Here is a 26,470-nt window from a genome sequence, read left to right as displayed (position 1 = left end):
TAAAGGTTACGGCGCAAAGATATGGCGGCTAACAACTTATGTCAAGGCGGAAAATAGAATGGTTACGCGGAAAATAGAATGGTTACCGTATGTTTTACCTGTACCGGTTTCCATCTCAACATCAAGCTGACAATGCCCAAGCTTGTCTACCACCTCATTTGATAAACGAATATTATTTTCAGTCTAAACCTGATGAATGTTTTTCAATAATTCATCTTTAGTCAAGACTATATCTCCGTTTTTATATCCGGTAGAGTCTTCTTCGAAATGTATATTCTTGACTTCTGTCAGCTTACCATTATCCTTTACATACGTTTTTCCTTTATCCACTACATACTCTGCCAACCCCTTGTTAGGCTGTCCGTTAAATACCTTCACTACATTTTCGACAGCATCTGTTTGGTATTGTTGTATCTTGAATTTAAGTTTCATCATCTTCCTTTTATTAATTTGTCCACTCCCGATTTCACTTTCCAGTATCCTGCTTTGTCTGAACCTATTCGTTCTATAATGTTTAGCTCTTTTAATTGAGCTATAGCCCTTCTGATTGTTGCCAGACTTACGTTTAAACGTTCACATAATTCAGGCCGAGTTATAGTCGGGGTTTCTTTTAACAATGAGATTAAGTCCTTTTGCAGTAAAGTAAAAGATTTTACAGGGTCATTTACAGGGTCATTTACAGGGTCATTTACAGGGTCATTCGTTTGACTTCTATAATTATTATTCAGCAGTTCAGTATAAAAGGAAGTAGCTTGCGAACGGAATCTAGGTTCTTTTGCTTCAGTAAAACCCGGAAGTTTTGCCGTTTCATTATATATCTTTCGTAATCCACTTCCTCTCTTTTCCATGAAATCCAACTGTGCAAACACATCGGCTAATATAGGATTACGACGTTTGGATGAAACATCATCCAAGTCCCGGTCTTGAATAAGTGTTCCATCAAACATTCCTCCCGGAGAATAAATAACCAATCGATCATCATAAATATCAATATGAACTTCACTTCCCAACTCTGAATAATCACGATGGATAAATGCATTAACCAATGCTTCAAACACTGCACGGCGTGAGTAATCAGGGGTGTTCAGACGGCGATTCGGCAATTTTATCCATCCTTTCAAATTGTGTAAATCCACAAATTGTTCTCCCGCATCAAGCAACGACAATAAGTTTCCCTGATATTCACGAGAGTCTTTAGCATCATCTTTATGAATACCTGTCCATCTGGTGCAATAAAGACTTGAATGTCTATAAGGACATTGGTCTGAAAAAAGCACACCTGCATTCGTCAAGAAGCCTTTGTCAGTAATCAGAGAGAATGAACGTAACAACTTTTCTTGAAAGGGAGAACCGGTTTGTTTTTCATAAGCTGTTGCCAATGCATTAAAACTCATTTCTTTCAAGGTGTATTCCGTAGATAATGAATCATACGTTACATTTCTACCTTTGAGTACTAAACCGCTTAGCTGATGGGCGTTGGCTACAACACTTTCATCCCCCATCCTAACAAAAGCGATACGGCTTCCGCTATTCACGAAATAATAAGGCGTCATACTTCCCGATAACACACGAAGTTCGAGAATATTTTTTCCGTCTTCTGTTTGGAATGTTTTCAGTTCAAAGTCTGGTATAGGATCTATTATAGTCTTTATTTTATCACTAATAAACTCTGTGTCCGATTTAATATTATTCAAACCTACTACTTCACCATCATCATTTACACCAAAAAATAAGGAACCGCCAAGCCCATTAGCAAAAGCACTGACACTTTTCAACCAACTTTTGAATTGCTTGCGTTCCAAAAATTCTTTGAAATCACAAGTGGTATTCTCGCCAATCAGCCGTTTAATTATATTATCCATCATTTACTTCTGATTATTCCGGTTTCATTGTTTCTTATAGTACTTTTGTTACTGTATTGGGAGAATAAGTTTTAAATATCTGTTCAAAGTTAGTGGCGGTACTGTCGTCTGTCATCGAGCTATCGCGAAACACAGCATATTGGGGCTGCATTTTAGCAATAGTGGTAACAACACTATCATCTATTTCATTATCAAAACAAGCAACAAGATAATTATTGGCAACATTATAGATAGCCTTACCTTTTATTTCTATTTGCTCAATCTTACTATCAAGAGTAGCTCCTAATTCTAGCATTACTTGAAATAAAAGATCTTCACCGGTACGGTCTGATTTAACGTTCTCTGTTTTTGCAAAAAGCTCTTGTTGACTATATTCAACAGGAGAATAATAAACATTCTCCATATTACTACTGTCAAGTTTGAGAACACGAAAACCGATATCAAGAGTCAGTTCTTTTTGTCTAGTAGTAATTCTTTCATCATGTTGTTTAACTGCTAATTCTTCTTTAATCTTCTTTCCAGCACGACGAATACGCTCTTTACCAATATCACAAATAGTTTTATAACCTGCTTTATAGGCTTCACTATTTAGTTCTGTTTTTTCTGGTAATTGTACCATAATAAATTTACGATTTCCACCAACTTCTGCATTAAGCTTCATTACAGCATGGGCTGTTGTTGCGGAACCTGAGAAGAAATCCAAAACAATAATAGGTTCATTAGAATCATTATATGAAGTAACATACGCAACAAAACGTTTTATAATCTCTTCATCTTTTGGGAAATCAAAGATTGAATTATCAAATAAAACTTGTAACCGTTTGGAAGCTCCACGCCCATCTTTATAAAAGACACTAGAAGCAACTTCATATTCCGTTTCTTTTAAATAGCGTTTCAAACAAGGTACCTTAGTTTCGTCCTCACCAAAATGTATTCTATTTTCCCGTAACAATTCAGGAAGTTTAGATTCTCCAAATCTCCACCCCCCTTTAGGCAATTTACATGGTCTACGTGTAATAGGGTGTAATATTTCAAACCTACCGCCATTGCCTGTCCCCTGTGCTATATCTCCAGGAAAATACAAACCTTTAGAGTCAACACATTTATACTGACTTTGTCTTTTTGCAGGATTGTCATCAGATAGACTCTTATAAAAAGCCTTAATACCTTTTTCTATTGCATTATAATCACTACCATATATATTTTTTAGATTCTCATATTCATTATAAATCTGTTCAAGGCCTTCTTTCTTATCTGACCAATTATGATTAGACTTTAACGAATCATTTTTTATATTCTCTATCCGATTCTTACAATAAATCAAACAATATTCATGATTAATTGCTATCTGAGCTGCCATTGATTTTCTTCCTTGTTCCCATACAATTTGGCTAACAAAATTAGAGGATCCAAATATTTCATTACATATTTCCTTCAAATTCACAACTTCATTATCATCAATACTGATAAAAATAACGCCATCCTCCGTTAGCAAATCTCTAGCCACCTTCAAACGTGGATAAATCATATTTAACCAATCTGTATGAAAACGCCCATTACTTTCCGTATTAGCAACAAGTCGATTACCCTGTTCATCATACTGCCCACTATTAGCCAAATATTCAGAAGTAGATTCAGCAAAGTCATCATCATATACAAAATCATTACCAGTGTTATAAGGTGGATCAATATAAATCATCTTCACCTTACCCAGATACGTCTCTCTCAAACATTTCAACACATCAAGATTATCACCTTCAATATAAAGATTCTGTGTATTATCAAAGTCAACACTCTCTTCACGACAAGGCCGAAGTGTAGCATTGATAGGTGAGTTAGCAAGGAGTATTGCCTTCTTCTTGTTTGGCCATGTAAACTGATAACGTTCTTCACGCCCCTCCGCTATCTCCGAAGATAACTCTTGACGAAGCTTATCAAAGTCAATAGAATGTACTAGTTGCCCTTTTTCATCTACCTTCTCTGTTATACAATTAGGGAAAAGTGCAGCAATCTTATCTATGTTATTCTGAACGCCATCAAGCGTTTGCATCTTTAATTTGTCCATATTATTAATAATCTTTTCTAATTCTTTCTATTGTATTTAGTCTACTTATCAATTGGTCTTTAATTTCATCTGTAATATCTACAGTTCCAAAAAGCTCTTTTGAAGAACGTATAAATTTTATATATGACTTCATTATTTCTTCATTAGGTAAAATTATATGATTTACTATATTTAAAATTTCAATAGGAGAAAAATTAATATAAAATTGAGAAGCTCCTTCCGTAATTCTATTCATATATTTTACAAGTTCTCGGCTTATGGTACTAGCATTCCCCTGCTCATCTTCAACTTGTAAATTTGAAGATCTATAATTCCAAGAAGCACCATCTTTAATATTATTAGGAAGTATAGCCCTCCATTCCCGCTCATCATAATAGTTACAATTAAAGTTATTATCATCACACGGCTTAAATAAAGAGTAAAATAATCCTATAAGTTTTTGCAAATTCTCACCCTCTACAAATTGATTGGGGCCCAAACTTATAATTGGATTATATACTATTTCATTCAGACCATCTTCCTTTATTTTCTCACTTATCAAATAACATTTTGATAGTGCATCTGCATACAAAGAAGAACTCACATAGAAAACAGAATTTAAACTATCTTTTAGCTTTTCTCTAAGTTTTGCTTTGTCAAATCCAATACCATATTTACCATATTTCACAATATGCTGTTCAACGCGTATTATCGGCGTATCACAAAAGCATATTATAGGTAGCACTAAATTATCCGCATTTTCTCTTGTACCAAAATTTTCCGGTTTAAATTCACAGGAAAAAGAGTATTTCAATCCAGTTTTAAGAATCTTCTTTAATATAGAGGATTTTTTTGTAAAATGGAATAATGAAGTCGAACTTATACAATTACCCATTCTATTATTGTTTAGCTTTAATGCCATCTTTATCTTACTTTATATGCCTTTCTAATTCAATAATCTGTTTATGAATCGCAAACTTCTTTCGAGGCTGCCTCTCCTTCGCTTCTTTCCACTTTAGAATCTCTATTTCTTTAAGCAACATTTCACGTTGAGTCGATTTCTCCACATCCTCACGTAAACTTTCGCTTTGTGCAATAATGCGCTCCCCTGCTACTTGGCGAACAAGTGCTTCATAGATAGCATCCATCGTCAACCCCTCTATGGAAAGACTGATTTCTGTATCTTTTATCCATTGAGAACGATACGTCTTCGCAATACGAAAAGTTTTATCCGTATTCGTACTGCTTTCCATCCATTCTTTGTAATTGAGGTGCAAACAAGTCATATCTCCCCAACGCAAAATAAAGATTGTATGTCGTGGTATCATACCATCAATAAAAGAAAAAATATCATCCGGACAATTTTCATCCTTAATAGGCACAAGGAAGATAGTGATTTCATGTACTTCTTTTCCATCTGCCACATTAATAGTACTTGGCGCTAACTTAGCCAACCATTCCACTCGAACCACATCATTTGTGAAGTGATCCTTCATGCGAGTATTAGCTCCCCATTGATTTACAAACGTTTTCTTGGGGATAACTCTGTTTACGATAGTTGATTGCGGAAGATTATACATAACGTTTCACTATTTAATCACCAAAAAACAGATTAACTCAAAATCATCAAGCCCTGATATTTTATTTCGAAGTGCAGTAGTTTCACCCGCCGAGAAAAGGCTCATAATATCCGATTCTTCTTTCACTTCAATAATGCTATGAATAGCTTCCTGCAACAAGTCAGAATAGTGACTCATCTCACGCCCGTCTTTCGTTTCTTTATTGAACACAGAACATAAAGTTTTATCTGGTTCATGTTTTCCCCGACAGGCTGCACGCATATTGTCAAGCATAGTTTTAGGGGACAAATGATCACAAAGCACTTCTCCCTCATGACTTATATAAACCATATAGAATGGATGAAGTAAATTCTGATTATTGATATTTACTCCATTGTTCCGGTTCTTCAACACATAGATAACTCCCGGCTGCACAAAATCTGAACTTCCAACAACAGCACTCATCCCAAAAGGAGTATGAGCAATATCCGGATTATCCTTCATGTAAGCCAAAAGGTCTAGCCTGAACTCATTAAGTCCTAAATCCATGATATTGATACCCGTATCCATATCTTCAATATCAACAACTTCTTCTTGTAGACGCTTCAACTGCTCCTTCCGGTATTGTAAATCCCCTTTTTCTTCGTCAGAGAGAAGATTATCATCACCAGTGGCAGTCATAACAGTAACCTTCATGCGAGCCTCTACACGACCTTTCAACTTGATATAATCATCCAACTCTACATCAGGCCAGTAATTTACCAGTTGAATCACCTCATTCTTGGAGCCAATACGGTCTATACGCCCAAATCGCTGAATAATACGAACGGGATTCCAATGTATATCATAGTTTATCAAATAATCGCAATCCTGCAGGTTCTGACCTTCCGATATACAATCTGTAGCAATAAGTACATCTATTTCAGTATTCGAACCGGGAAATAAGACATCACGTTCCTTTGAACGAGGCGAAAAGAGTGTAAGAATTGTATTAAAGTCAGGCTTTAATTTTTTGATAGTACACATTCCGTCCACCGAACCTGTCACCATAGCAACATTCAAACCATATTCATCATGAATACGGTCAGCCAGTTCCGAATATAAATATTCAGCCGTATCAGAAAAAGCCGTGAAGATCAAGACCTTTTTATTTTTATCATTGATAGGATGACTGAATTTAGATTCCAAATCTTCAATAAGTTGTTGCAACTTACTGTCGTGACGAGGAGTAATATCTTGAAGCATCACCAAAAGAAGGTTAAGAATCTCATTATCCCATTCCAGATACTGCCGCCAAGATATAAAATCCATATCAGCTAAATCAATCTTTGTCTTTTTTCCACCAACAAAAGCAGAGCCATAATATTCTTCATCTTCAGCTACCATTGATGGGTAATAATCGTCCACTTCCAAAGAGGTATGTCCATATCTGTCACGCGAGAAGTTATCTATCCTGTTTATCGTATTTTGGATAAGTTCCTGTATACGTTGAATAGTCAAGCGAAATGAATTAACTGAACTTTCCAAACGTTTTAGCATATTGATTGCCATCAATTGACGAATACCCTTTTCACGTCCATGCATGGATAACCCACTTTCACTGCCAGACTCGTCCAAGTCTACATACTTACTTATTCTGCTCGCCAATATAAAATCAGAAGGAGTATATATAGCAAGATTCAACGTTTGCAACTGGGTGTAAATTTCATTATAATTGATAGCTGCACTCAAATCCGTTAAGCATGGACGGCGGGATATTGGTTTCAGACGGGTAGGAAATTTACCGATATCTGTAGTATCATAATATCGCTCAATATGTTTTCGACTACGGGCAATTGTCACCGAATCTAACACCTCAAAAAAATCAAAGCTTAACATTCCCAACAACTTAGCCGTAGTACGTTCCGTCGGTTCAAACTTCACCCATCTATTATATGCAGTTTGTGCCTGACGGAATATATCATCAATGCTACTTTTAGTATCCAATAAAGAATCAATCTTTTCAACTTCACCCTCATAAGCCAACTGCAATTGATTCTTTAAATCCTTGAAGCCATTGTTGACAGGAGTAGCAGAAAGCATTAGTACTTTTGTCTTCACTCCGGCACGAATCACCTGATTCAACAAACGTAAATAACGGTTTTCTCTGGGATTCTCATCTTCCTCGTCAGTTGTAATCTTGCCACCATTACGAAAATTGTGACTTTCGTCTATGACGATAAGGTCATAGTTTCCCCAATTGATATGAGAGAGGTCTAATCCATTAGACGTCCCGTATTCACGAGATAAGTCTGAATGAAATAAGATATCATAGCGTAACCTGTCTGCTGCGATAGGATTATTCTTATAATTACTGCGAAACGTAATCCAGTTATCATTCAGTTTTTTAGGGCACAGAACCAAAACGGATTTATTTCGGTTTTCATAATACTTAATCACAGAAAGTGCCGTGAAAGTCTTACCTAAACCAACGCTATCCGCCAAAATACAACCATTGTATTTCTCTAATTTATTGATGATAGCAAGAGCTGCATCTTTCTGAAAATTATATAGTTTATTCCAAATCACACTATTTTTGAACCCTGTAGCTTCATTGGGCAACACATCTTCGGATATATCATCAAGAAACTCGCTGAAGATATTATAGAGTGTGATAAAGTAGATGTAATCCGGTGAGTTTTCCTTATAAACCGTTTCAATATATTCCAAAATCCGGTCCGTTACATCTACAAATTTTTCGCTATTGTTCCATTGCGCATTAAATATTTTCAGGTATTCTTCTGTAAAAGGCGACGGCAAGCTATGTACCATGGAATACACACTGTTCCCTCTATCCAAACCAAGTTCTGTTGTAGTGAACTCATTAAAAGGTGCATAAGAACGTGATTCAACATCAGACACTTGCAAGAAACCACCCATTACTTCCGATGAAGAATTAGATTTAAAGCGGACTTTCTTACGTATCCAATCTGCACATTCTCTGGCTATGGCTTTTTGAGATAATTGATTACGAAGTTTTATTTCAAAATCAGAACCATAAAGATTCCGCTCGCGATTTAGCTTAGGAATATAGAATTCACGCTTCTCCTTTTCTGCTTTATCTTTAACAAAAGTAGGTGATGTGAAAATAAAACGCAACTCTTCTACATTCTCCAATTCTTTTTTTAATGCCTCAAAAGCATAAATAGAAAATGAAGCAGCAGCTATGGACACTTTCGATTTAGTGGACAATCTGACTCTTAGATCGTCTATCACACGTTCATTTATGTTATTTATCAGTTTGGGTAGTTCCATGCTACTTAATATATAAAAAGAAAAAGTCAAGATATAAAATATCTACATGATGATTGCAAAGATAGGAAATTGTTATTTCAAATTGCTGTACATACCAATATTTTTTCAAAAGTTTCAAATCCGCAATACCGAATTTTTTCTTTTTAGATTATCGAGTTCTATACGAAAAATATCCTTTACAAGATAAATATCCTCAAAAGGAATGATATTGCTAAATTTTATTGCTACTTTTGTACAATTGAAAGAGTATTTATTTTTTTGTTTCGTAATGCTAATACTGATAAATTCCTGGAGTTTGCAAACTACTATTTATCAATCATTTATTTTACAACAAAAGGGTTAATCTCTTAAATCGAGACATTGTCACAAATTATAAACCACAAATAATCAAAACATGAAGCTAGTAAAATTTAAGGTTCAAAATTTCAGAGGTTTAAAAGGAGAGCATAATGAAATTCAGTTCAAAAAGTCTGATATTATATTTCTTATAGGACAAAACAATACTGGTAAATCCACTTTTTTAAGAGCCTACGAATTCTTCACTAATTCCAAGCAGAAAGCGACTTTAGATGATTTCTATAATCAGGATATCACCAATACAATAAAAATGGAAGGATGGTTTGAATTAGAGAAAGATGATGATAAAGATAAATCCTATTCCAAATCAGACCCAGACTGGGCTACTAAGTGGGTGAATAGTGATGGATATATTAAAATAAAGAAAGAATGGAACAATATTAATCAAGATTTCAAGAAATATACATTTTCTCCTAATGAAGGACACTGGGTTCTTAACGGATTCGGGGGATTTGATAGTTTATTCGGCAAAGCAGCCCCTACTCCAATCTCAATAAATGCCATGGAAGATGAAGCTTCTTTAGGGGAGAAAGTGAACAAGTTGATTCAAGATCAATATTTAAAATCTTTGAAAGATAACCATCAGGAACAATATGAAAAAGTTCTTCAAGAAATACGTAATCTACAGAACTGCGTTATTGGTTGTGCCACTATCCAACAACAAGATGAATTACTCAACCAATCTTTCCAACACGTATTTGACGGATTAAAGCTTAGCATAGAAGCCAATACCTCCGAAAACATTAAAGTAGAAGATCTATTAAAAAAGAATCATACAATTACCATACAAAAAGATGGAATAGACAGAAAAGATTCTTTTCAAAGAAGCGGTCATGGTATCATACGACAGGCGCTCTTCAATTTCATAACCTTTTTATTAAATATGCAAGAAGAATCGCATCGAAAGGAGTACATTATCTTATACGAAGAACCAGAACTTTTTTTACATCCAAAAATCACTTTTAAGTTGCGCGAAGAATTGTATAATCTAGCAGCTCCCGGTAAACCATATCAAATATTGTGCGCCACACATTCACCTATGATGATTGACATATCGAAAGATCATTCTTCGCTTATTAGAGTTGTTAAAAATCAGGATGAAGAGACTATCACATACCAAGTACAAACTGGAGTTTATACAGAAATGTATTCGAAAGAAAGAGTACAAATGATAAACAGATTTAATCCTCATATATGCGAAGTTTTTTATGCAGATAAGGTTTTATTGGTAGAAGGAGATACTGAAACCATTGTATATAGAGAACTATTAAACAAGTTCTTTCCAGAGAAAGAAATCTTTGTCTTAAACACAGGTTCCAAAATGAACATTCCATTTTTCCAAGACATCTTAACAGCATTTCATATCAAACATTATCCAATCCATGATGTAGATTCTAAGCTAATCAATACAGTTAATGGACAAAAAACAAGTGCAGCATGGAGTCTTAATGAAAAGATATGGAAGAAAGTGGAAGCTGCCAATATTATTGAAAACGGATTATCAAACAGATATGTCCACAACGCTAATTTTGAGAACGCCCATAAATACAACTTATCGAATGGGAAGGATAAACCTCTGAATGCATTCCTCTTTGTTGAAACAATCAAGGATATCAACCAAGATGTTCCTTGCCTAAATTGGCTAAAAGATATACTAGGCGAATGTAAAATTCGGCATGATCAAGAACATGTAGAATCTATCGCAAAAACGATAGAAACAATCGAGAATGATAAAAAAACGTATAAAACAATCTCAATAGACGATTCAAATCACAGTATTTAAACAAGATAGTTCAGATAACAGATTAAAGTAGTTATGAGCTTTTTCTTCTAATACTCATTCAAAGAAAAGAAATCATTCTACTTTTATGAATTATTAAACACATTCCTTATGAAAGACAAGTTTCCATATTTTCCTCATTCCTCCACTACTACAGAAAAGAAGTGGGACAAAGAACTTTTTAACAATAAATTTATACATCAGTATATTCACCCTATCGCTATTGAGATAGAGTATCATTACCCCTATTACGGTTTGTTAGATAGAAAAGGAAAAAGAATCGCATTTTTTAATCGACATCGTGAACCTATACCTAAAAGTCACAGAGACAGTGAACTGCGATATTGGTACAAAATAGACATTAACAATATCGAATATTACACCTATAAGATTGAATATGAAGAATTTCAAAATATTAAATGTGAAGTAATTCAATTTTACGATCAATCCAATGCAGTCAATGATGAAAAAAGTTTCACTGAATATATTAAAAGACTTAATCATATAGATGAAACACTATTAGAAGTATCCCCTATGCAACAACGTTTTGCCCTGACAATAAAAAAAGCCTATGAATTGAAAAAAGAAAATGATTACCTAAATATTGAGAATGAACGATTAATGAGAATAAACAAAGAGCTACGTGAAGACATAAGAAAGAGAATAAGAGATGCAAATAATGCATAAGGAGCATAATGAAAATTCCTATTATATACAAATAAAATAATCCAAACGCTTCCCATTCCCAAAATAAAGCCCTACTTTTGTGGAGAATTCTGTTTGCTATATTTACAACAGTATTTCACAAATAAAATAAACCCAACAAGATGAAAGAAGAACCCGACAGTCTGTCTGTCCCCTACAATTTCTCCCGGTGTTTCAATGACCAATGCCCACAAGCCTCGAAATGTTTGCGCTACATAGCTGCACAAAATGAAACAGCCGATTACCTTTATATCTCCATCGTTAATCCGGCACGTTATCCTGCGGATGGAAACCAATGCGAATGTTTCAAGACTGCTGTCAAAGTTCATGTGGCGTGGGGACTAAAACGGTTGCTCGACAGAATCCCTTATGAGGATGCAGTCAGTATCAGAATGCAATTGGTAGGACACTATGGGAAAACAGGATATTACAGGTTTTATCGCGGAGAACGAGGGCTTATGCCTAAAGACCAAGCCTATATCAGACAACTATTCCGCAATAAAGGGATAAAAGAAGAGCCAACTTACCAACGCTACACAGAAGAATATATTTGGTGAGTTGCTGTCATCTGTCACAATTTAGGGGTTAATTGTTTAGTAATGAACCGATAAGACTGTGACAGCAAGAGGTGACGGCAGGGTGATGGCATTTTTGCCGTCACCTGGTTATTAGTCTTACAACATGATAGAGTGTACCGCTACGCGTATGTTTGGAAGGTATTTCTTGCTTTTTCAGTATTCTTCCGAAGGAATTAACCCTCTTGACAGACATCGGGATTGAACTGCCTTTTTGAATATCTTCCATAATCTCCGCTGGAGACAACCACTCCCCTTCTTCAGGCTGTGCGGCACGGAAATAACGGAAGAAAAGTTGCTCTTCCGGCGGGACTTGTTCAAATTCACGGTTGTTTTCCACCATGATCTTTTCTTCCTCCTGGTCGAACCAGTAACGTTCGCCATGTTCCAATTCGTACATAGCTTGTGCGTAAAGCTGCTCATAGTCTATCGGACGGTTGGTGTCAATCACTCCGGTCACTTCGATGCAAATAAAACGACGACTGCCGGAAGGGTCGGTCAACAAGTCTTTCTGGTTACTTGTAGCTATGAATGAGGCGTACCGACGCATTTCAAGCACGGCACTGCCATGAGGTTTCTTCACATTCAGTACAGGCTTTTGCAGAATATGTTTCAGAAAGCCTTGTTGTGTCGAACTCACCTGGTCAAATTCATCGATATTGATAAGCGCAAAACGATTGAGGTAAAGTTCGGCATCTTTCTTTCGGGAGAAATCAATGCTGTCAGTATAGTAGGAACGCTCGGAAGGGGGCATTATGCTCCGGCAAAAGGTGGATTTACGTGTCCCTTGCGGTCCGACAAGTAAGGGCGAAACACTGTTTGCATACTTTTTATTGCTTCCTTTCCAATGAGAAACCATATTGAGGAACCAACGGTGGAACAAATCCATCCAATACGGATTCTTACAAGGGACGGTGGCTGCCAATGCACGAATACGGTCTTTACCGTCCCATGCGGGAAGCCGGTAGAGGAAATCTTCCAACGGGTTGAATACAGGGACGCGGTTGGAGTAAATATAACGACTAATATCCCTATCCCACAACGGGATACCTTCCATCTGTGCATCCAAAGCAATGCTGTTCAGCGCACGTTTATCGAGAGGATTGAAACGGAAACGAAAAGAAAGCCTTTCACGATATTCTACCTCACCAATTTGGGTATTATGACGGAATTCATAGCGGCGTTTCATAAATTCTTCAGTCTGCAAGGCGAGTTGCTGCTCTTTAGTCAGGCTGATATTCTTGCCGAAACCTTTGCACTCGGTATATATATTGCCAATCATTTGCCGGATAAGCTCTTCCTGTCTATACATATAGAAGTGGAAAACAGTACGTTTCACAACTTCTTCTTGTGGAAGTCCCGAAGCAAAACAGTTTTTAGCCAGTTGGACAACTAAAGGATGCCATGTGTCTTTGCTCAATTCGAGCCCCGCTTCCCGGAGATCGGCATAAGCTTTCCGAAAAGCGGCTTCGAAAAGCATCAGGAAGGCATTTTCCGCATCATATCCCGGTACGGCACGGGTCAATGGAGATTTCTCCGCCTGAACCGCTTCACGGAAAGTGGTTTCTTCGGGCATTGATGATGGTTGAGAGAGATAAAATTGGACTGAATTCGGACGATATATGATGTCCGGATCGTGGGATAATCGCGAATATTGTTCCAGAGTCGGTTCTTTGGGAAGTATATCGAACGGGATTTGGGGCTGATAACATTTCACAGCCAGTCGATAAGCATGGGCATGGAATAGTTCCGCTTCTTCCCGTGTTTTGGGAAGGGAGTTGTCCGGTCGGGTGAAGGTAGTCCATATTTTCACAGTTTTGCCACTTGAACCCATAAAAACACAACGGGTTTGTGGTTGCTCACAGGCTTTTTGTTTCACTAAAGCGATTTCCGACTTATTGGATAAAGGGCCAATGGTCAGTTCTACAATACCGTTGTAGCTTTTCATCTGTTTCTGACCGTTTACTTTTCGGAATTCAGCGGCAGGAATTATCTTGGGCAGTTTATCGGCAAACATACACCGTTCATCGGAAAGGGTATATCGCAGATGTTCTCTGAATGTAGAAACAGGACGGGATTTTATTTCTGTCTTTATCTTATTTACCAGTATATCAAGATCCATTACGCTGAGCGCTATCGTATCTTCATTCTTACGAAATTGAGTAATTTTCATTAATTTGATAATAAATTGTTTTGTCAGCGCCTTTGTGATCGTTGAGACTGCTAAATTAGTCATAATATCCGAAACCAGCAAAGAAAACAAGTTTTTAATACAGAAAATTATTGATATATCAAGCATCTCTTTAACCGAAAGAAACGGGATTGCCACCGCCGAATTACGGGGCAAATTAGTTTTCCCTGCTTGAAACTAAAGTTCCAGCTAAGGGAAACTGTAGTTTCATCGGTGAGAAACCAATGGTTTCAAGCAATTGGAACTATAGTTTCAAGCGTATGAAACTAAAGTTTCGCACCTTGAAACTGTTGGTTTCAAGGCAGGACACAACTCATAAGTACGAGGATAATAAATTGAACTACTAATCCATTGATGGCTGATACTATTTATTTTCGAGCAGCGTCTTTATTTTGTCTTTGTTTTCTAGGTGACAGCATTATTGCCATCACACTGCTGTCACACTGTGCTGTCACACTATTAAATACTTATACTCTGCAAGTTAGATTATAATCTGTGACAGATGACAGATATATTTTATTTTTTATTTCATAGAGATGCTGATATGACTAATTTAATACTTTATATATCCTTCTTGTTCATACGCTTTCCCATATTTATGAATCATTGCCACCAATGGCCTTAAACGTTCGTCAGAAACCAACATAGCCCTATAACGCAAATACTGATTATCATAAAGCTGCCGGTTTCCGTCCTTGAGGCGTTTCTTCACATCCGCAGGAATGAAAAATTCCGCACGGTTGCCCAATTTGACATAGAATTCATTTAAAAAGATAGAAATGCCAGCCAAATCTATGTCTCCGAAATGAATATAGCGATTGGGAATTATCTTTAGCCAGTTACACAAATCCTTCGATTGCGGATAACGGGACACGAAAAGAACTTTCATTCCTTCAAACAAGTACTTTTGGGCACGGATATGCTGAAAATTCTCTCCATTCTCTATACCCACTACTACAACATCTTCAGGAATACGGAAATATTCGTAATCCTGCATGAAAATAGAAGTGCCTTGCAAAGGAGAAAGCACACATGGTTCGCCATGAAACGTAGCTTCTATAGGCGTATAACAATTAAGGAGAAAACCTTTGAACGTACGGGTATATCTCAATTTAGAGTCCCCCGCCTTCGCCACTTGCTCCGAACGTGACACTTCATCCGGACAGTTCTTCATCTCAATCCAATCTTCCAGCTCCATGCCGGAAGTATAATTCTGGGAGATGTAGATACGGCATCCTTCCGGGTCAATCATACGAAAACTACGCTTACTCCCTCGGGGAACAATAGTGATGATTCCCTCATCCATTAATCTATTTGCTATCAGTCCATCAAACTTTGTGTAAGGTATGAGCTCACCGCCCAGCATTTTCAGAACCAGCCTCGCCATTGCCAATGTAAATAAACTGCCACTCATTTTTCTATCTTATTATAGGTTAACAATGGGACAACCTGGGTATTTGACCGCCCGTCTTTACTCAATAAATAGGTATAACGATAGTCTTCCACATTGTAAGTAGTGGGAGAACTGTTTACCAACAAAATATTCCGGCAATTGGCAAAGTCCAAAATACCTTTCACATTGTTGGGGTGTAACTTGCCTATTTCATCCATCATACAATGGATTTTAAAGTCACCAAACTTACGTGACGCCTTTTCTTTGAACACATTAATCAGCATGATATTGACCATTGCTTTTACCAGAATATCCGTACCGTCAGAACCTACATTGGCAATCTTCTCCACCCATCCCGTGTCATTATCATTCTCTTTCACGCGGAACTCCAGTTTGAATGTATCGGCAAGTGCCAACCGCCTGCGTCCCGGCTCGTCGAGCAGGAATTTCATAAACGACAACAAATGCCGGACAGCCACCGCATTGACATCTTCACGGGAATCCTGCGAGAACAAATCAACCTTTCCCATATTATATTGGTTCTCATCGCTAAACCGTTTAATCTCCAGCAATAACTGCATCAGTTTATCGCTGCTCTGAAGCGGGCGAAGAGCTATTTCCTTTATTACTCCGGCAAAATTCCGCTTGACAAAATCGTCGTTGATATCCTTTATTGTTCTGTGTATCTCGCTTTCATTACGGGTCAGTCCTCCCACTTCCTGCGAAATCCGGCGGATTATATCCGTATACCGTTCACTGATATGTTTCTGATAATCGGAAATCTTATCATTATCTACAAACTCGCACAGATTGGAAGCGAAATCATAGTAATCCTGTTCTCCAACCAGTTCCGTACGGAAATGAAACGTGTTTTTTGACGAGAAGTTTCCATTGAACTGCGTCACCGCTTTCTTGAATTCTTCTGTTTTTCTGATAGTGGATACGATGAGCGACTTCAACTCTTCCACAATAACATCGCAATTTTTCCGAGTAGGCTTCTCTCCTATTTCTGTCACAGAAGGCGGACAAAAAATTTCATCTTTCCGGAACATATCCACTTTATTCAACCCGTCCTCCAATAAGTGCAATTCTTTGCCAATCCGCTCGAGGTGCTCGTCCGCCCCTTTTTTCTGAACCTGCAACTTCTCCTTTTTCAGAGCGAAACGTTCGTCCAATGCAACTAGCTTCGCATCCAGTTCTTTCTTCCTGCTTCGCGTAGCAGGTTCTTTATCAAACAGCTCCTCCTTGTCTCTTTCATAAAAAAGAACTTGTGGGCGGGATTTACCTATATAATCTAATTCTTTATTTATTTCGGCAAGCCTGTCATCATACTTGCGGATAGTGACCGTATCAGCACCCTTTCCATTCAATTCATTCTCCTGCGCCTGCTTCAATTCCTTTTTCCGCTCCGCAGTTTGCTGTTTCATCCGCTCTATCTCTTGCTGAATGCCGGCAACAAACTCCTCCAGTTCCTTCCGGAGTTCCGTCCTGCTACCATTATACACTTTCCGGCAAGCTTTCAACAGTTTTTCCCGTTCCGCCAAATGCTTCTCCTTCTCGCCTTCCGCCACATAAAGACGATGTCCGATTTCATTCAGTTGCGCCTGTAATTCTTCGGTACATCCTCTTTTCCATTCCTCTTCCTTCGTCTTCCATGAGGCGTAATCAGCCTGCAAATTCTTCAATTTTGCAGGAATCTGCATTCGCTCGGCTTCCATCAGATGTTGTTCTTCCAAAATACTATGTATTTGCTTCGAATACTTCTTCTCCAAAGAAGAAACAGCTTCCCCCTCTTCTTCCGTCAGTCGGGTGAGACGGTCGGTACAGAGTTGCCGGGCTGCTTGTTGCCTATCGCGCTCCTGCTTCATTTCCTCGGGAGTGCGGACAGAACGCTCGATTGCTGTCAGATTGAGTGAAACGCCGAACAAAGTAGCTTCCTTATTCACTAATTGAGGTTGCAGTTCATTGTTGTACAACACCAGTTCCTCATCCGCCACCTTGCCTATCGTCTCCTGCCAATCCGGTTTGTTCTTCTCCAGCCATTCACACAAAGAACCTTTTCGTTTCTCAATCAAGGCGTCCAATGTTTGCAACTGTTCTTCAATCGCGCTCCGTTCTTTACGAACGGTCTCCATCTTTGTCTGAAATTCCCATTTCAATTCTTTCACTTTCCATTCACACTCCTGTCTCAACTGCTTTATTTCTCCTTGCTGCTGACGGATGCCAAGTTCCAGTTCCTTGTCCTTTTTGCGCAGTTCGTTAATCCCATCTTCACAATCGGACATTTCCTTTTGATGGGGATGTTCGTATTTCACCTTTTGAAGTTTCAGGTTACACTGTGCCTGTTCGTCGCGCAACTGCCGGATACGATTATCCACAGTCTGCACTTTCTCTTCTTGCGTTACCCTTACTTTTTCTTCTTCCACACGAAGCTGTTGCATCAATTCCTCCTGCTTGCCGGCAATCTCCGCATTCCGAGCATTTATCCGTGCTCGCTGGCTATTCTCAAAAGTACGGAAATCAGCTTCCAGTTTCTCAAACAGCAATCGGTACTTGCTCAAGACATCCTCATAAGCCCTTGTCAGTTCTGATTTCATATTCCGGACTTGTTCAAGTTCCTGAATCAGTAATTCTTCGCAAGATACCCGTTTGATGATTTCTTCAATCTGCATCTGCTCGTAATGCAGACGTTTCTCACGTATCTTTTTGAGCAAATCGTTTATTATACCTATATCCCTAATCAAGCCATCACGCTCATTGGTGTACTTTTGTTGCAGTTCACCCATAAGCCGCAGCAACCGTTCACGTTCCGTCTCGGCTTTAGCCTGTTCTTCCTTCACTAACGGAATCTCATGCAAAGCCTGTTTCTCCGCAAAGTTAAGCTCCGCACGCCCTTCACCAATCTGCTTTTGAGTATAAATCAAGTCACGATAGGCGTTCATTACTTTCTCCGCCATCTTCCGGACAGGCACTTCTCCATTCTTGTTCTTTGTAAACCAAAGCATCACGTCCCTGTATTCCTGCTCGAATTCCTTTATCTGGCTACGATAGAAGTCCAAATCGACAGAGATATCCTCATCACTCATCGAACGGATAATGGTATCTTTTATAAAGTCAGCATCCAGTTTGGAATTTAAAAAGACGTTCTGTATCGTACGGGGAATATTCTGATATTTTGCACTTTCCACAATGGCAAACTTGCGGTAAGGTATCATTTCATGCTTGCGATTATTACCGAAAATAATGTCCCGATACATTTCATAGCTAGTCACTTGTGCAGTAATCTGAATCTTCGAACCGATATGTTCGCGAATGCGTCCCCACTCGGAATGTACCACATTGTGTTCGTCAATGAACCAGTCCTGTTGGAATGGCGCATCAATAAAACGGAAAAACACCCGTCCCTGGGATTTGGCAGCTACCACACAATACGCCCCATTCTCCCGCATCACCTCATAGATAATGTAAGAATTGGCGTATGGAAAGTAAAAAGCATCGAAGCTTTTCTTCTCCTTCGGAATGCCTAGTCTTAGTTTGTCAGCATTATAAAAGAATAGGATGGCACGGAGCAGCGTACTCTTACCGACACCTTGCGTACCTATAAAATGTACATTCCCATCCAACTTCACTTCCGCATACGGAATATGGGCACTGTTCAGAAAAATAATCTTATTCAGGTATCTCATCTTGCACCTCCTCTGAAATTGTGATACAATCAACCAAGTCCTCCATATAATGGAAAGCCGACAATACTTTATACGTCCCGTCAAGTTCGTTTTCTTTCTCTATCAGTCCTATGCTCTCCAGTTCTTTCAGCAGTTTGCCGACTACTTCATCATATTTCTTCTTATCCGAAAACAGTTTAGTTGCCTTTTCTTTCAGTTCGATATCGCATCCTATCTGAATCTCAATATCAGCAGCACGAAACAGAAAGCCCGGGCCGAATGCCGAATGATAGGTTTTCAGGAAACTCAGGTAATCAATCCACTTCTGAATTGCTTCCAGTTTACGTTCCAAATCGACTTTCGATTCCTTGCGAGTAAAGTAGTAATAACCGTCACCACCTTCCAGATAAAAACCGATGCCTTTATAGTAATCATAATAATCGGGCAAATCTTCCTCAATGGCATCATACAAGCGTTTCACTTGGGTAGAGACACTATTGGAAGAAATGAATCCCCCTTTGCTAAGTATATTAAATATCTCTTCAGTATATTTCATAGTCATCTGTTTTTAGCATTCAGCATACATCATTTGGCATATATTAAAGGGTATTCCACTTCATCGGAGATTTCATAAGTATCCGTAAAGCGAAGTTCGTCGGCATACTGTGACGCCAGTTGGCAGAAAAAGATTAATTTCTCTCCACGTGTCACCTCTTTCCGGTAGCGATAGTTCATCACAAAAGAGAACAGATGGGTGCTGGACGCCATAAATGAATTATGCACCTCCTGCAAGTTTACGGTATCTATCATTTGCGACTGCCCATCCAGGTATCCTTCCGGAATGGCATCTGCCAGTTGTTTCATTCCTTTCGGAGTATTTTTCTGCCGCGCGACAAGTTTCTTCAAAATCTGAAAAGCCTCATCGGAAGTCCGTAGATTATCAATAGAAAGCTTGATGCGATAACCGACCTGCGGCTCCATCCAGACGGGATTCTTTTGCGCTGCAACCGAACGGATACTGGTATGTTCTTCCAACAGAAACTGATCTTTCAAATACTTCAGTTTCTTTACTTTCTCGAAAATACGATTCTGATAGTCAATGAGATTCAGGTAATGGATAATTTGCTTCTGGATTTCAATCAGATTGTGATATGAATCGTTCAGCTGTAGTTTCACGTCGCTTACTACATTCCGCATTTGTACGTCCATCGCCACCCGGAAGAAAACAGGCTGTCCGTAGTCTATCAATTCCTCACTTTTACGGATCAGCAGAGCAATATTATTCCGTTTCTCATCAAGCCGGACGAGTTTGGTTTTCTTTATCTTATAATTCGGTTCGTTCTTATAAGTATTATCCATGTTTCTTTTCAAGTCCATCACATTGCGGACTGTAGTCAGAGCGATGTTTTTCAGACAGCGTTTCACTTCACGCTGGTAGTTGTATTTACGTTGCTCGTTATTCTCTTTCAGATAATAGTCAATATTTTCATTCAGTCGCGTCAGGTAATCCTGCACGAAAGATACATTGATTTCTTCATTTACTTCGAGCACGTCTTCAAAGAATTTCAGATAAATATCCTCCATTTCAAGAAAGTCGCCAGTGTCCCGGATAACTCCATAGTCTATCAGATAGCGGATACGCTCTTCTTTGTACTCTGTCATTTCAAGCGCATAATCATAACGGAACGAAAGAGATTTCCGTTTAGCAAACATTTCTTTCAAGAGTTCTTTCTCCCGGTCGAGACTCTTGACCAGTTCTTCTATGGAACGAAAAGTACTCATCTAATTCACTGTTCTTCCAAATTCATAATATGTCTCATTGCAGGATATTCTTCCGCAATCGTCCTTTTCTTAATTATTTCTGCCACAACACTTTTTATATTTCTTCCCGCTTCCACAGGGACAAGGATCGTTCCTTCCGACCGTGTGTTCGGAAGGCATGCCACGAAACAGATTGTCTATCCTTTCCTGCATTTCCGGAGTAATGTCCATACCGGCAGCCTTCATATTTGGACCTGCAACAATGCGGGGAGGATTCTTTCTAAATTTGTCTTTTTGAAATAAAACGAATGCCTCCTCTGAAGAATAACCTTTCAAGAACCAACGGGGACAATGATTCACATAATCCATAAATAGTTCAATGGCCTCTTGCAGTTCCTGCATGGAAGAAAGTTTGTGGCTAATCATTGAAGTAATAATAGACATTGAATTTTCTTCCGTTTGAGCAGTAAACCACAAATATGCCAAACTACTATCCGCCTTTTCTTCCGTATATCGCAGTTTCTTCATCATATACTCCTTCAATTCATCCCAACACGGATTAGGAATGATACTCAATGGCATCATGCCCGCTGAAAAGGCTTCCTCTTTAGAAAACTTCTTCCTGTCCGGTATATCACGGCGCAGATACAATTGCTCCTCCAAAGATTCAAAATCATCCAAAAAAGGAGACTCTATGTAAAGGTTTGTATTATAACCATCTTCCACTTCAAAGGTTAGTCGCTGTATCAATGCCGAATTAGCCAAACTGTCAGCTATTTCTTCTTTTGTCACTGAATGCTGCAAATAGCCTACCAGTATATACAATAAGTCCGAATAAGAGAGAAAACCATATAAATTTACGATTCCACAGGCATACTGTTCTATCATAAAACGAACAGATTGCTTTTGGGAAGTCAACAGTTTATTCAGATAAGGAGCTACTGCCTCACGCAATTCATCGCAGATCATATAACGGACTTTACTCTCATCCATGTGACTACAGTCCGTTGCTATGAAAGAAAGAGTTTCCAAAGTAGTCACCAAAAAAGAATTTGTACATTCTACGTAACTACCAGATCCCGCTTTCACTAACTTATCAAGTAATACCAGTTCATAATGCGTCAACCGGGAAAGCCACATTTCAGGACAGGTCAAAACAGCTTCTGCAAAATAAGTTACATACTCATCCTTGTGTAACTTGGTAGGAACAGGTAAAAGCAAAATTTTCGCCATCCTCTTTAATTCCTCTTTTGTATTCATCTTCAAGCCATCCACCAATTTCAATGACGGCTGAAACAATTCCGACTGACATTTTAACATAATATCTATTCACTTATTGATTAATTCACAAAAGTAGGAATTTCTTATCCGACATCACTATTTTTGAATGAGAATTTGCAAAGGCAATTACTATTTATACCTTTGTGACTTCAATAGAGAATGTGATTTCAATAGAGAATTAGTAACCCGTTAAAAGAGGAAATTGATTATGCGTTCATTCATAGTGCTTCTTTGTTTAGTACCCACCCTCCTGCTTGCCCAACAAAGCAAACTTGAAACACAGTTGAAACAGGCAATCAAAGATAAGAAAGCTGAAATAGGGATTGCCGTTATTATTAACGGAAAAGATACAGTAACTGTCAATAATGACACTCACTACCCGTTGATGAGCGTATTCAAGTTTCATCAGGCGTTGGCATTGGCCGATTATATGGGAAAGAAAAAACAATCACTGGACACCCGGTTGCCAATCAAAAAATCAGATTTAAAGCCGGATACTTACAGTCCGCTGCGAGATAAATATCCGCAAGGGGGAATTGAAATGAGCATTGCCGACCTGTTAAGATACACACTGCAGCAGAGCGATAACAATGCTTGCGATATTCTTTTCAACTATCAAGGTGGTCCGGAAGCAGTGAATAGGTATATCCATTCATTAGGAGTTCGGGAATGTGCCATCGTTGGAACAGAAACAGCGATGCACGAAGACTTGAATCTGTGTTATCAAAACTGGACCACTCCGTTAGCTGCTGCCGAATTATTGGAGATATTCCGCAAGAAACCCTTGTTTGCAAAAGTGTACAAAGACTTTATATATCAGACAATGGTGGAATGTCAAACCGGGCAAGACCGTTTGGTTGCTCCGTTGCTTGATAAAAAAGTAACCGTAGGTCACAAAACTGGAACGGGAGACCGTAATGCAAAAGGACAGCAGATTGGTTGTAACGACATCGGTTTCGTTCTTTTACCCGATGGACGTATTTATAGCATAGCTGTCTTCGTGAAGGATTCTGAAGAAAACAGTCAGGCGAACAGTAAGATTATCGCCGATATTTCCCGCATCGTTTACGAATACGTAATACAGCATTAAGAGCGACACAAAACACGTTCGGTGCGAATCAGGATTGAAACAAAGTAAAAAGTAATAGGAATAAAAAAACATTTATATGAAACTGCATCATATTGCCATTTGGACCTTCCGGCTGGAAGAATTAAAAGAATTTTATGTCCGTTTCTTCGGAGGAAAAAGCAACGAGAAATACATTAATCCCAAGAAAGGATTTGAGTCATACTTTGTTTCTTTCGGAGAGGGAACTGACTTGGAACTCATGAGTCGTACAGACGTACAAAACACACCCATTGAAGAAAACAGGGTCGGACTGACACACTTTGCTTTCACCTTTCCCAGCCAGGAAGAAGTATTACGTTTCACCGAGCAGATGCGTTCGGAAGGATATACCATCGCCGGTGAACCGCGTACTTCGGGAGACGGATACTTTGAAAGTGTTGTGCTCGATCCTGATGGAAATCGGATTGAATGTGTATATCAGGAAATAACAGGAGGAGAAGGAAAAGGGGAAGGAAAAACAGAAACAGCAATCGGAACTGAAACTGAAGTTGGACCGGAAGCTGAAGCTAGACCAAACACCGAAACAGAAAGTATTCATTCCGTAACGCTCGATACAGAACGCTTGCTTCTCCGCCCTTTTGAAGAAGAAGATGCAGAAGCATTTTTCGCCTGTTGCCAAAACCCGAATTTGGGGAACAATGCCGGATGGCCGCCCCACCGGACATTGGAAGAGTCCCACCGTATACTCCATTCTACATTTATTAATCAGGAGGGTATATGGGCAATGATACTAAAAGAAACGCAACAACTGATCGGTTCCGTAGGAATCATCCCCGATCCCAAACGAGAAAACCCACAAGTGAGAATGTTGGGTTATTGGCTCGACGAGACTTATTGGGGCAAAGGATATATGACTGAATCAGTGCAAGGCGTTCTTAAATACGGTTTTGAAAAATTGAAACTAAGTCTCATCACTGCCACTTGTTATCCACATAATAAACGTTCACAGAAAGTCCTGAAAAAGAACGGTTTCATCTATGAAGGAACCCTCCATCAGGCAGAACTGACTTACAACGGAAATATCTACGACCACCAGTGTTATTATCTCCCCGGCATCTCCCAACCTACTCCGGAAGATTATGAAGAAATCCTCCATGTATGGGAAACGTCCGTCCGTCATACGCATGATTTTCTGACGGAAGAAGATATCCAGTTTTACAAACCACTGATGCAGGAACATTATCTACCAGTTGTTGAACTTTTTGTTATCCGCAATGCCAACGGAAAGATTGCCGCTTTCATGGGACTAAGCGACGAACTGATCGAAATGTTGTTTGTACACCCTGACGAGCAGGGAAAAGGATACGGCAAACGATTAATAGAATACGCAAGAGACAAAAAACAGATGGATAAGGTAGATGTCAACGAACAGAATGAAAAGGCACTCCAATTCTATCTCCATCTGGGATTCCAGATCATTGGCAGAGATGAAACGGACAGTATGGGCAAACCTTTCCCCATTCTTCATTTACAACTACCGGAAGCGAATACCGGTGACAGAAATTAATATCAAACAAACATCAGTTGAGTAAGTGCCCCCAAGCAATTGTTGAGCTAACTTAATGATAAAAGAAAAAAAACATGAACCTACGTGCCAGATTATCCGAACGTGTACACATTGAAGATATCAGAGAAGTACTCCATTTCATACAGGACGACAAGCGTCTTAGAGAAGAAGTCTACCAGCTGATATTCGACGAAGACCACATTGTTTCCTATCAGGCATTGTGGGTATGTACCCATTTCTCCAAAGCAGATGTAGAATGGTTGAGCCAACGACAGGACGAATTGATTGATGCCGCCATGACCTGTCCACATTCGGGAAAGCGGAGAATGATTCTGAACCTGATATGCCAGCAATCTGCCGCCGACCCGCCACGAGTGGATTTCCTCGATTTCTGCATGGAACACATGATATCCCGTGAAGAACCAGCCGGTGTGCAATCTCTCTGCATGAAACTGGCTTATCAACTGACGCGCTCCATCCCGGAACTGCAACAGGAATTACGTACCATGCTGGAAATCATGGAACCGGACTTACTGGTTCCTGCCATCCGCTCTGTACGAAGAAACACCCTAAAGGCTATGAAAGCAAAGAAAAATTGATTGTTTTTATCACTTTCATTTCAATAAGTACAAATACGTATTTAGCTGTCAAATAAGAATATACCTATCAATCAAAGTATATTCAGATGGAATATTTGAGATATACCCGTCACTGAAATCTGAATACCGATACAGAAAGTAAAAAAGGCTACGAGCTTATTAATGATTTGATTTCCCACAGGTCCCAATTTCTGAATGAACCTCTGTCCTTGCGAAAGAAACACATAGAAGATAGCCGCCATACAAATAATGACAAGCGCAATGACCAAATAATTAATTCCGGTTTGCAATAGTTTGCCTTTGACACTGGCGGACGCCATCAAAGTAAAGATGACCGATATGCTACCCGGCCCGATGCTGATAGGAAACGTGATGGGATAAAAAATCTTCTGCTCTATATTCTTCCATCTGAAACCATCCACATTCTGGCTGGCCTCTCCTTTATCAGTAGAACCCGAATCGCCCAACAACTCCATTGCCGTCTTACAGATCAGTATTCCGCCTCCCAACTGAATAACGGGAATAGCCAAACCAAAAATCAATAGAAACAGATGCCCTATCACCAACGTCCCGACGCCAATCATTATAAAATTGAACGTCAGTTTCTGAATAGCCGCTTTCCGCTGTTGAGGATCGAGATCTGTAAAAAATCCATTGACAACAAAACCGTTTCCCAGAGGATTTATCACCGGAAAAAGCGCCATAAACGATGACGAAAATATAATGAGAAGATTACTTAATGACATAATTCCTGTTTTTTGATACTTT

19 protein-coding genes are annotated in these 26,470 nt (G+C 38.9%); 6 read left to right on the top strand and 13 right to left on the bottom strand.

Going from position 1 to position 26,470, the window contains the following annotated elements; all coding sequences use genetic code 11:
* Nucleotides 1-183: 183 nt before the first annotated feature.
* Genes KTR06_RS18555 through KTR06_RS18530 form a run of 6 tightly spaced genes read right to left on the bottom strand, consistent with a single transcriptional unit; the run spans nt 184 to nt 8,759 of the window.
* The gene (locus KTR06_RS18555; protein ID WP_217290696.1) at nt 184-435 is read right to left on the bottom strand and encodes a hypothetical protein; all 252 of its coding nucleotides are present in this window, start codon (nt 433-435) and stop codon (nt 184-186) included.
* Nucleotides 432-1,865 carry an ATP-binding protein gene (locus KTR06_RS18550; protein ID WP_306462965.1) on the bottom strand — a complete coding sequence of 478 codons (1,434 nt, stop codon included), beginning with the start codon at nt 1,863-1,865 and terminating at the stop codon, nt 432-434. The genes KTR06_RS18555 and KTR06_RS18550 overlap by 4 nt, the downstream gene beginning before the upstream one ends.
* A 31-nt stretch (nt 1,866-1,896) precedes the next feature.
* Nucleotides 1,897-3,927 carry a site-specific DNA-methyltransferase gene (locus tag KTR06_RS18545; RefSeq protein WP_151923517.1) on the bottom strand — a complete coding sequence of 677 codons (2,031 nt, stop codon included), beginning with the start codon at nt 3,925-3,927 and terminating at the stop codon, nt 1,897-1,899.
* Nucleotides 3,928-3,931: 4 nt separating this feature from the next.
* Nucleotides 3,932-4,828, bottom strand: a complete 897-nt coding sequence (locus tag KTR06_RS18540; RefSeq protein WP_217290695.1) for an abortive infection system antitoxin AbiGi family protein — start codon at nt 4,826-4,828, stop codon at nt 3,932-3,934.
* Nucleotides 4,829-4,835: 7 nt separating this feature from the next.
* Complete coding sequence (locus KTR06_RS18535; RefSeq protein ID WP_151923515.1) at nt 4,836-5,486, bottom strand: DUF4391 domain-containing protein; 651 nt, start codon at nt 5,484-5,486, stop codon at nt 4,836-4,838.
* A 9-nt stretch (nt 5,487-5,495) separates the two neighbouring features.
* Entirely contained in the window at nt 5,496-8,759 is a 3,264-nt protein-coding gene (locus tag KTR06_RS18530; protein ID WP_217290694.1) for a helicase-related protein, read from the bottom strand.
* 394 nt (nt 8,760-9,153) lie between these two features.
* On the opposite strand from KTR06_RS18530, the gene KTR06_RS18525 reads away from it, so the two are divergent.
* The 3 genes from KTR06_RS18525 to KTR06_RS18515 all read left to right on the top strand — a co-directional run bounded on the left by KTR06_RS18525 (nt 9,154) and on the right by KTR06_RS18515 (nt 12,158).
* Entirely contained in the window at nt 9,154-10,899 is a 1,746-nt protein-coding gene (locus KTR06_RS18525; RefSeq protein ID WP_151923513.1) for an ATP-dependent endonuclease, read from the top strand.
* Between the two features lie 108 nt (nt 10,900-11,007).
* Nucleotides 11,008-11,583: a hypothetical protein gene (locus tag KTR06_RS18520; RefSeq protein WP_151923512.1), complete on the top strand. Its 576-nt coding sequence runs from the start codon at nt 11,008-11,010 to the stop codon at nt 11,581-11,583.
* Nucleotides 11,584-11,723: 140 nt separating this feature from the next.
* Nucleotides 11,724-12,158, top strand: coding sequence for a DUF6078 family protein (locus KTR06_RS18515; protein WP_217290693.1), 435 nt, complete (start codon nt 11,724-11,726; stop codon nt 12,156-12,158).
* Nucleotides 12,159-12,258: 100 nt separating this feature from the next.
* On the opposite strand, the gene KTR06_RS18510 is transcribed toward KTR06_RS18515, so the two are convergent.
* From KTR06_RS18510 to KTR06_RS18485, 6 genes are all read right to left on the bottom strand, one after another.
* A complete protein-coding gene (locus KTR06_RS18510) occupies nt 12,259-14,349 on the bottom strand; it encodes a BT4734/BF3469 family protein (RefSeq protein ID WP_134993551.1) in 2,091 nt (696 codons plus the stop codon).
* Nucleotides 14,350-14,920: 571 nt separating this feature from the next.
* Nucleotides 14,921-15,781: a hypothetical protein gene (locus KTR06_RS18505; RefSeq protein ID WP_004314783.1), complete on the bottom strand. Its 861-nt coding sequence runs from the start codon at nt 15,779-15,781 to the stop codon at nt 14,921-14,923.
* Nucleotides 15,778-19,446, bottom strand: a complete 3,669-nt coding sequence (locus tag KTR06_RS18500; protein ID WP_217290692.1) for an ATP-binding protein — start codon at nt 19,444-19,446, stop codon at nt 15,778-15,780. The genes KTR06_RS18505 and KTR06_RS18500 overlap by 4 nt, the downstream gene beginning before the upstream one ends.
* The gene (locus KTR06_RS18495) at nt 19,430-19,981 is read right to left on the bottom strand and encodes a hypothetical protein (RefSeq protein WP_004308256.1); all 552 of its coding nucleotides are present in this window, start codon (nt 19,979-19,981) and stop codon (nt 19,430-19,432) included. Before KTR06_RS18495 ends, KTR06_RS18500 begins: the two co-directional genes overlap by 17 nt.
* 29 nt (nt 19,982-20,010) lie before the next feature.
* Nucleotides 20,011-21,207 carry a hypothetical protein gene (locus tag KTR06_RS18490; RefSeq protein ID WP_118194656.1) on the bottom strand — a complete coding sequence of 399 codons (1,197 nt, stop codon included), beginning with the start codon at nt 21,205-21,207 and terminating at the stop codon, nt 20,011-20,013.
* 69 nt (nt 21,208-21,276) lie between these two features.
* Nucleotides 21,277-22,506 (bottom strand): YecA family protein, encoded by a 1,230-nt coding sequence (locus KTR06_RS18485; protein ID WP_217290691.1) that lies wholly within the window; start codon nt 22,504-22,506, stop codon nt 21,277-21,279.
* Nucleotides 22,507-22,675: 169 nt separating this feature from the next.
* On the opposite strand from KTR06_RS18485, the gene bla reads away from it, so the two are divergent.
* From bla to KTR06_RS18470, 3 genes are all read left to right on the top strand, one after another.
* Nucleotides 22,676-23,557 (top strand): class A beta-lactamase, subclass A2, encoded by an 882-nt coding sequence (gene bla / locus KTR06_RS18480; protein WP_217290690.1) that lies wholly within the window; start codon nt 22,676-22,678, stop codon nt 23,555-23,557.
* Nucleotides 23,558-23,633: 76 nt separating this feature from the next.
* Nucleotides 23,634-25,103: a GNAT family N-acetyltransferase gene (locus KTR06_RS18475; RefSeq protein ID WP_217290689.1), complete on the top strand. Its 1,470-nt coding sequence runs from the start codon at nt 23,634-23,636 to the stop codon at nt 25,101-25,103.
* Between the two features lie 74 nt (nt 25,104-25,177).
* Nucleotides 25,178-25,702 carry a hypothetical protein gene (locus KTR06_RS18470; protein WP_212134797.1) on the top strand — a complete coding sequence of 175 codons (525 nt, stop codon included), beginning with the start codon at nt 25,178-25,180 and terminating at the stop codon, nt 25,700-25,702.
* Between the two features lie 71 nt (nt 25,703-25,773).
* Here KTR06_RS18470 and KTR06_RS18465 read toward each other — a convergent pair whose 3' ends face one another.
* On the bottom strand, nt 25,774-26,448 hold the full coding sequence (locus tag KTR06_RS18465) for a MarC family protein (RefSeq protein WP_049703233.1): 675 nt from the start codon (nt 26,446-26,448) through the stop codon (nt 25,774-25,776).
* Nucleotides 26,449-26,470: the final 22 nt, after the last annotated feature.

The sequence above is a fragment of the Bacteroides sp. MSK.20.12 genome (assembly GCF_019052435.1).
Taxonomy (GTDB): Bacteria; Bacteroidota; Bacteroidia; order Bacteroidales; family Bacteroidaceae; genus Bacteroides; species Bacteroides xylanisolvens.
The sequence above is the reverse complement of the archived record's forward strand: the minus strand, read 5'-3'. Positions and strand labels throughout refer to the sequence as shown.

Excerpts from the sequence above, each read along its gene's own strand:
- KTR06_RS18555 (WP_217290696.1), bottom strand. The coding sequence starts at position 435 with ATGATGAAACTTAAATTCAAGATACAACAATACCAAACAGATGCTGTC.
- KTR06_RS18550 (WP_306462965.1), bottom strand. The coding sequence starts at position 1,865 with ATGATGGATAATATAATTAAACGGCTGATTGGCGAGAATACCACTTGT.
- KTR06_RS18545 (WP_151923517.1), bottom strand. The coding sequence starts at position 3,927 with ATGGACAAATTAAAGATGCAAACGCTTGATGGCGTTCAGAATAACATA.
- KTR06_RS18540 (WP_217290695.1), bottom strand. The coding sequence starts at position 4,828 with ATGGCATTAAAGCTAAACAATAATAGAATGGGTAATTGTATAAGTTCG.
- KTR06_RS18535 (WP_151923515.1), bottom strand. The coding sequence starts at position 5,486 with ATGTATAATCTTCCGCAATCAACTATCGTAAACAGAGTTATCCCCAAG.
- KTR06_RS18530 (WP_217290694.1), bottom strand. The coding sequence starts at position 8,759 with ATGGAACTACCCAAACTGATAAATAACATAAATGAACGTGTGATAGAC.
- KTR06_RS18525 (WP_151923513.1), top strand. The coding sequence starts at position 9,154 with ATGAAGCTAGTAAAATTTAAGGTTCAAAATTTCAGAGGTTTAAAAGGA.
- KTR06_RS18520 (WP_151923512.1), top strand. The coding sequence starts at position 11,008 with ATGAAAGACAAGTTTCCATATTTTCCTCATTCCTCCACTACTACAGAA.
- KTR06_RS18515 (WP_217290693.1), top strand. The coding sequence starts at position 11,724 with ATGAAAGAAGAACCCGACAGTCTGTCTGTCCCCTACAATTTCTCCCGG.
- KTR06_RS18510 (WP_134993551.1), bottom strand. The coding sequence starts at position 14,349 with ATGAAAATTACTCAATTTCGTAAGAATGAAGATACGATAGCGCTCAGC.
- KTR06_RS18505 (WP_004314783.1), bottom strand. The coding sequence starts at position 15,781 with ATGAGTGGCAGTTTATTTACATTGGCAATGGCGAGGCTGGTTCTGAAA.
- KTR06_RS18500 (WP_217290692.1), bottom strand. The coding sequence starts at position 19,446 with ATGAGATACCTGAATAAGATTATTTTTCTGAACAGTGCCCATATTCCG.
- KTR06_RS18495 (WP_004308256.1), bottom strand. The coding sequence starts at position 19,981 with ATGAAATATACTGAAGAGATATTTAATATACTTAGCAAAGGGGGATTC.
- KTR06_RS18490 (WP_118194656.1), bottom strand. The coding sequence starts at position 21,207 with ATGAGTACTTTTCGTTCCATAGAAGAACTGGTCAAGAGTCTCGACCGG.
- KTR06_RS18485 (WP_217290691.1), bottom strand. The coding sequence starts at position 22,506 with ATGTTAAAATGTCAGTCGGAATTGTTTCAGCCGTCATTGAAATTGGTG.
- bla (WP_217290690.1), top strand. The coding sequence starts at position 22,676 with ATGCGTTCATTCATAGTGCTTCTTTGTTTAGTACCCACCCTCCTGCTT.
- KTR06_RS18475 (WP_217290689.1), top strand. The coding sequence starts at position 23,634 with ATGAAACTGCATCATATTGCCATTTGGACCTTCCGGCTGGAAGAATTA.
- KTR06_RS18470 (WP_212134797.1), top strand. The coding sequence starts at position 25,178 with ATGAACCTACGTGCCAGATTATCCGAACGTGTACACATTGAAGATATC.
- KTR06_RS18465 (WP_049703233.1), bottom strand. The coding sequence starts at position 26,448 with ATGTCATTAAGTAATCTTCTCATTATATTTTCGTCATCGTTTATGGCG.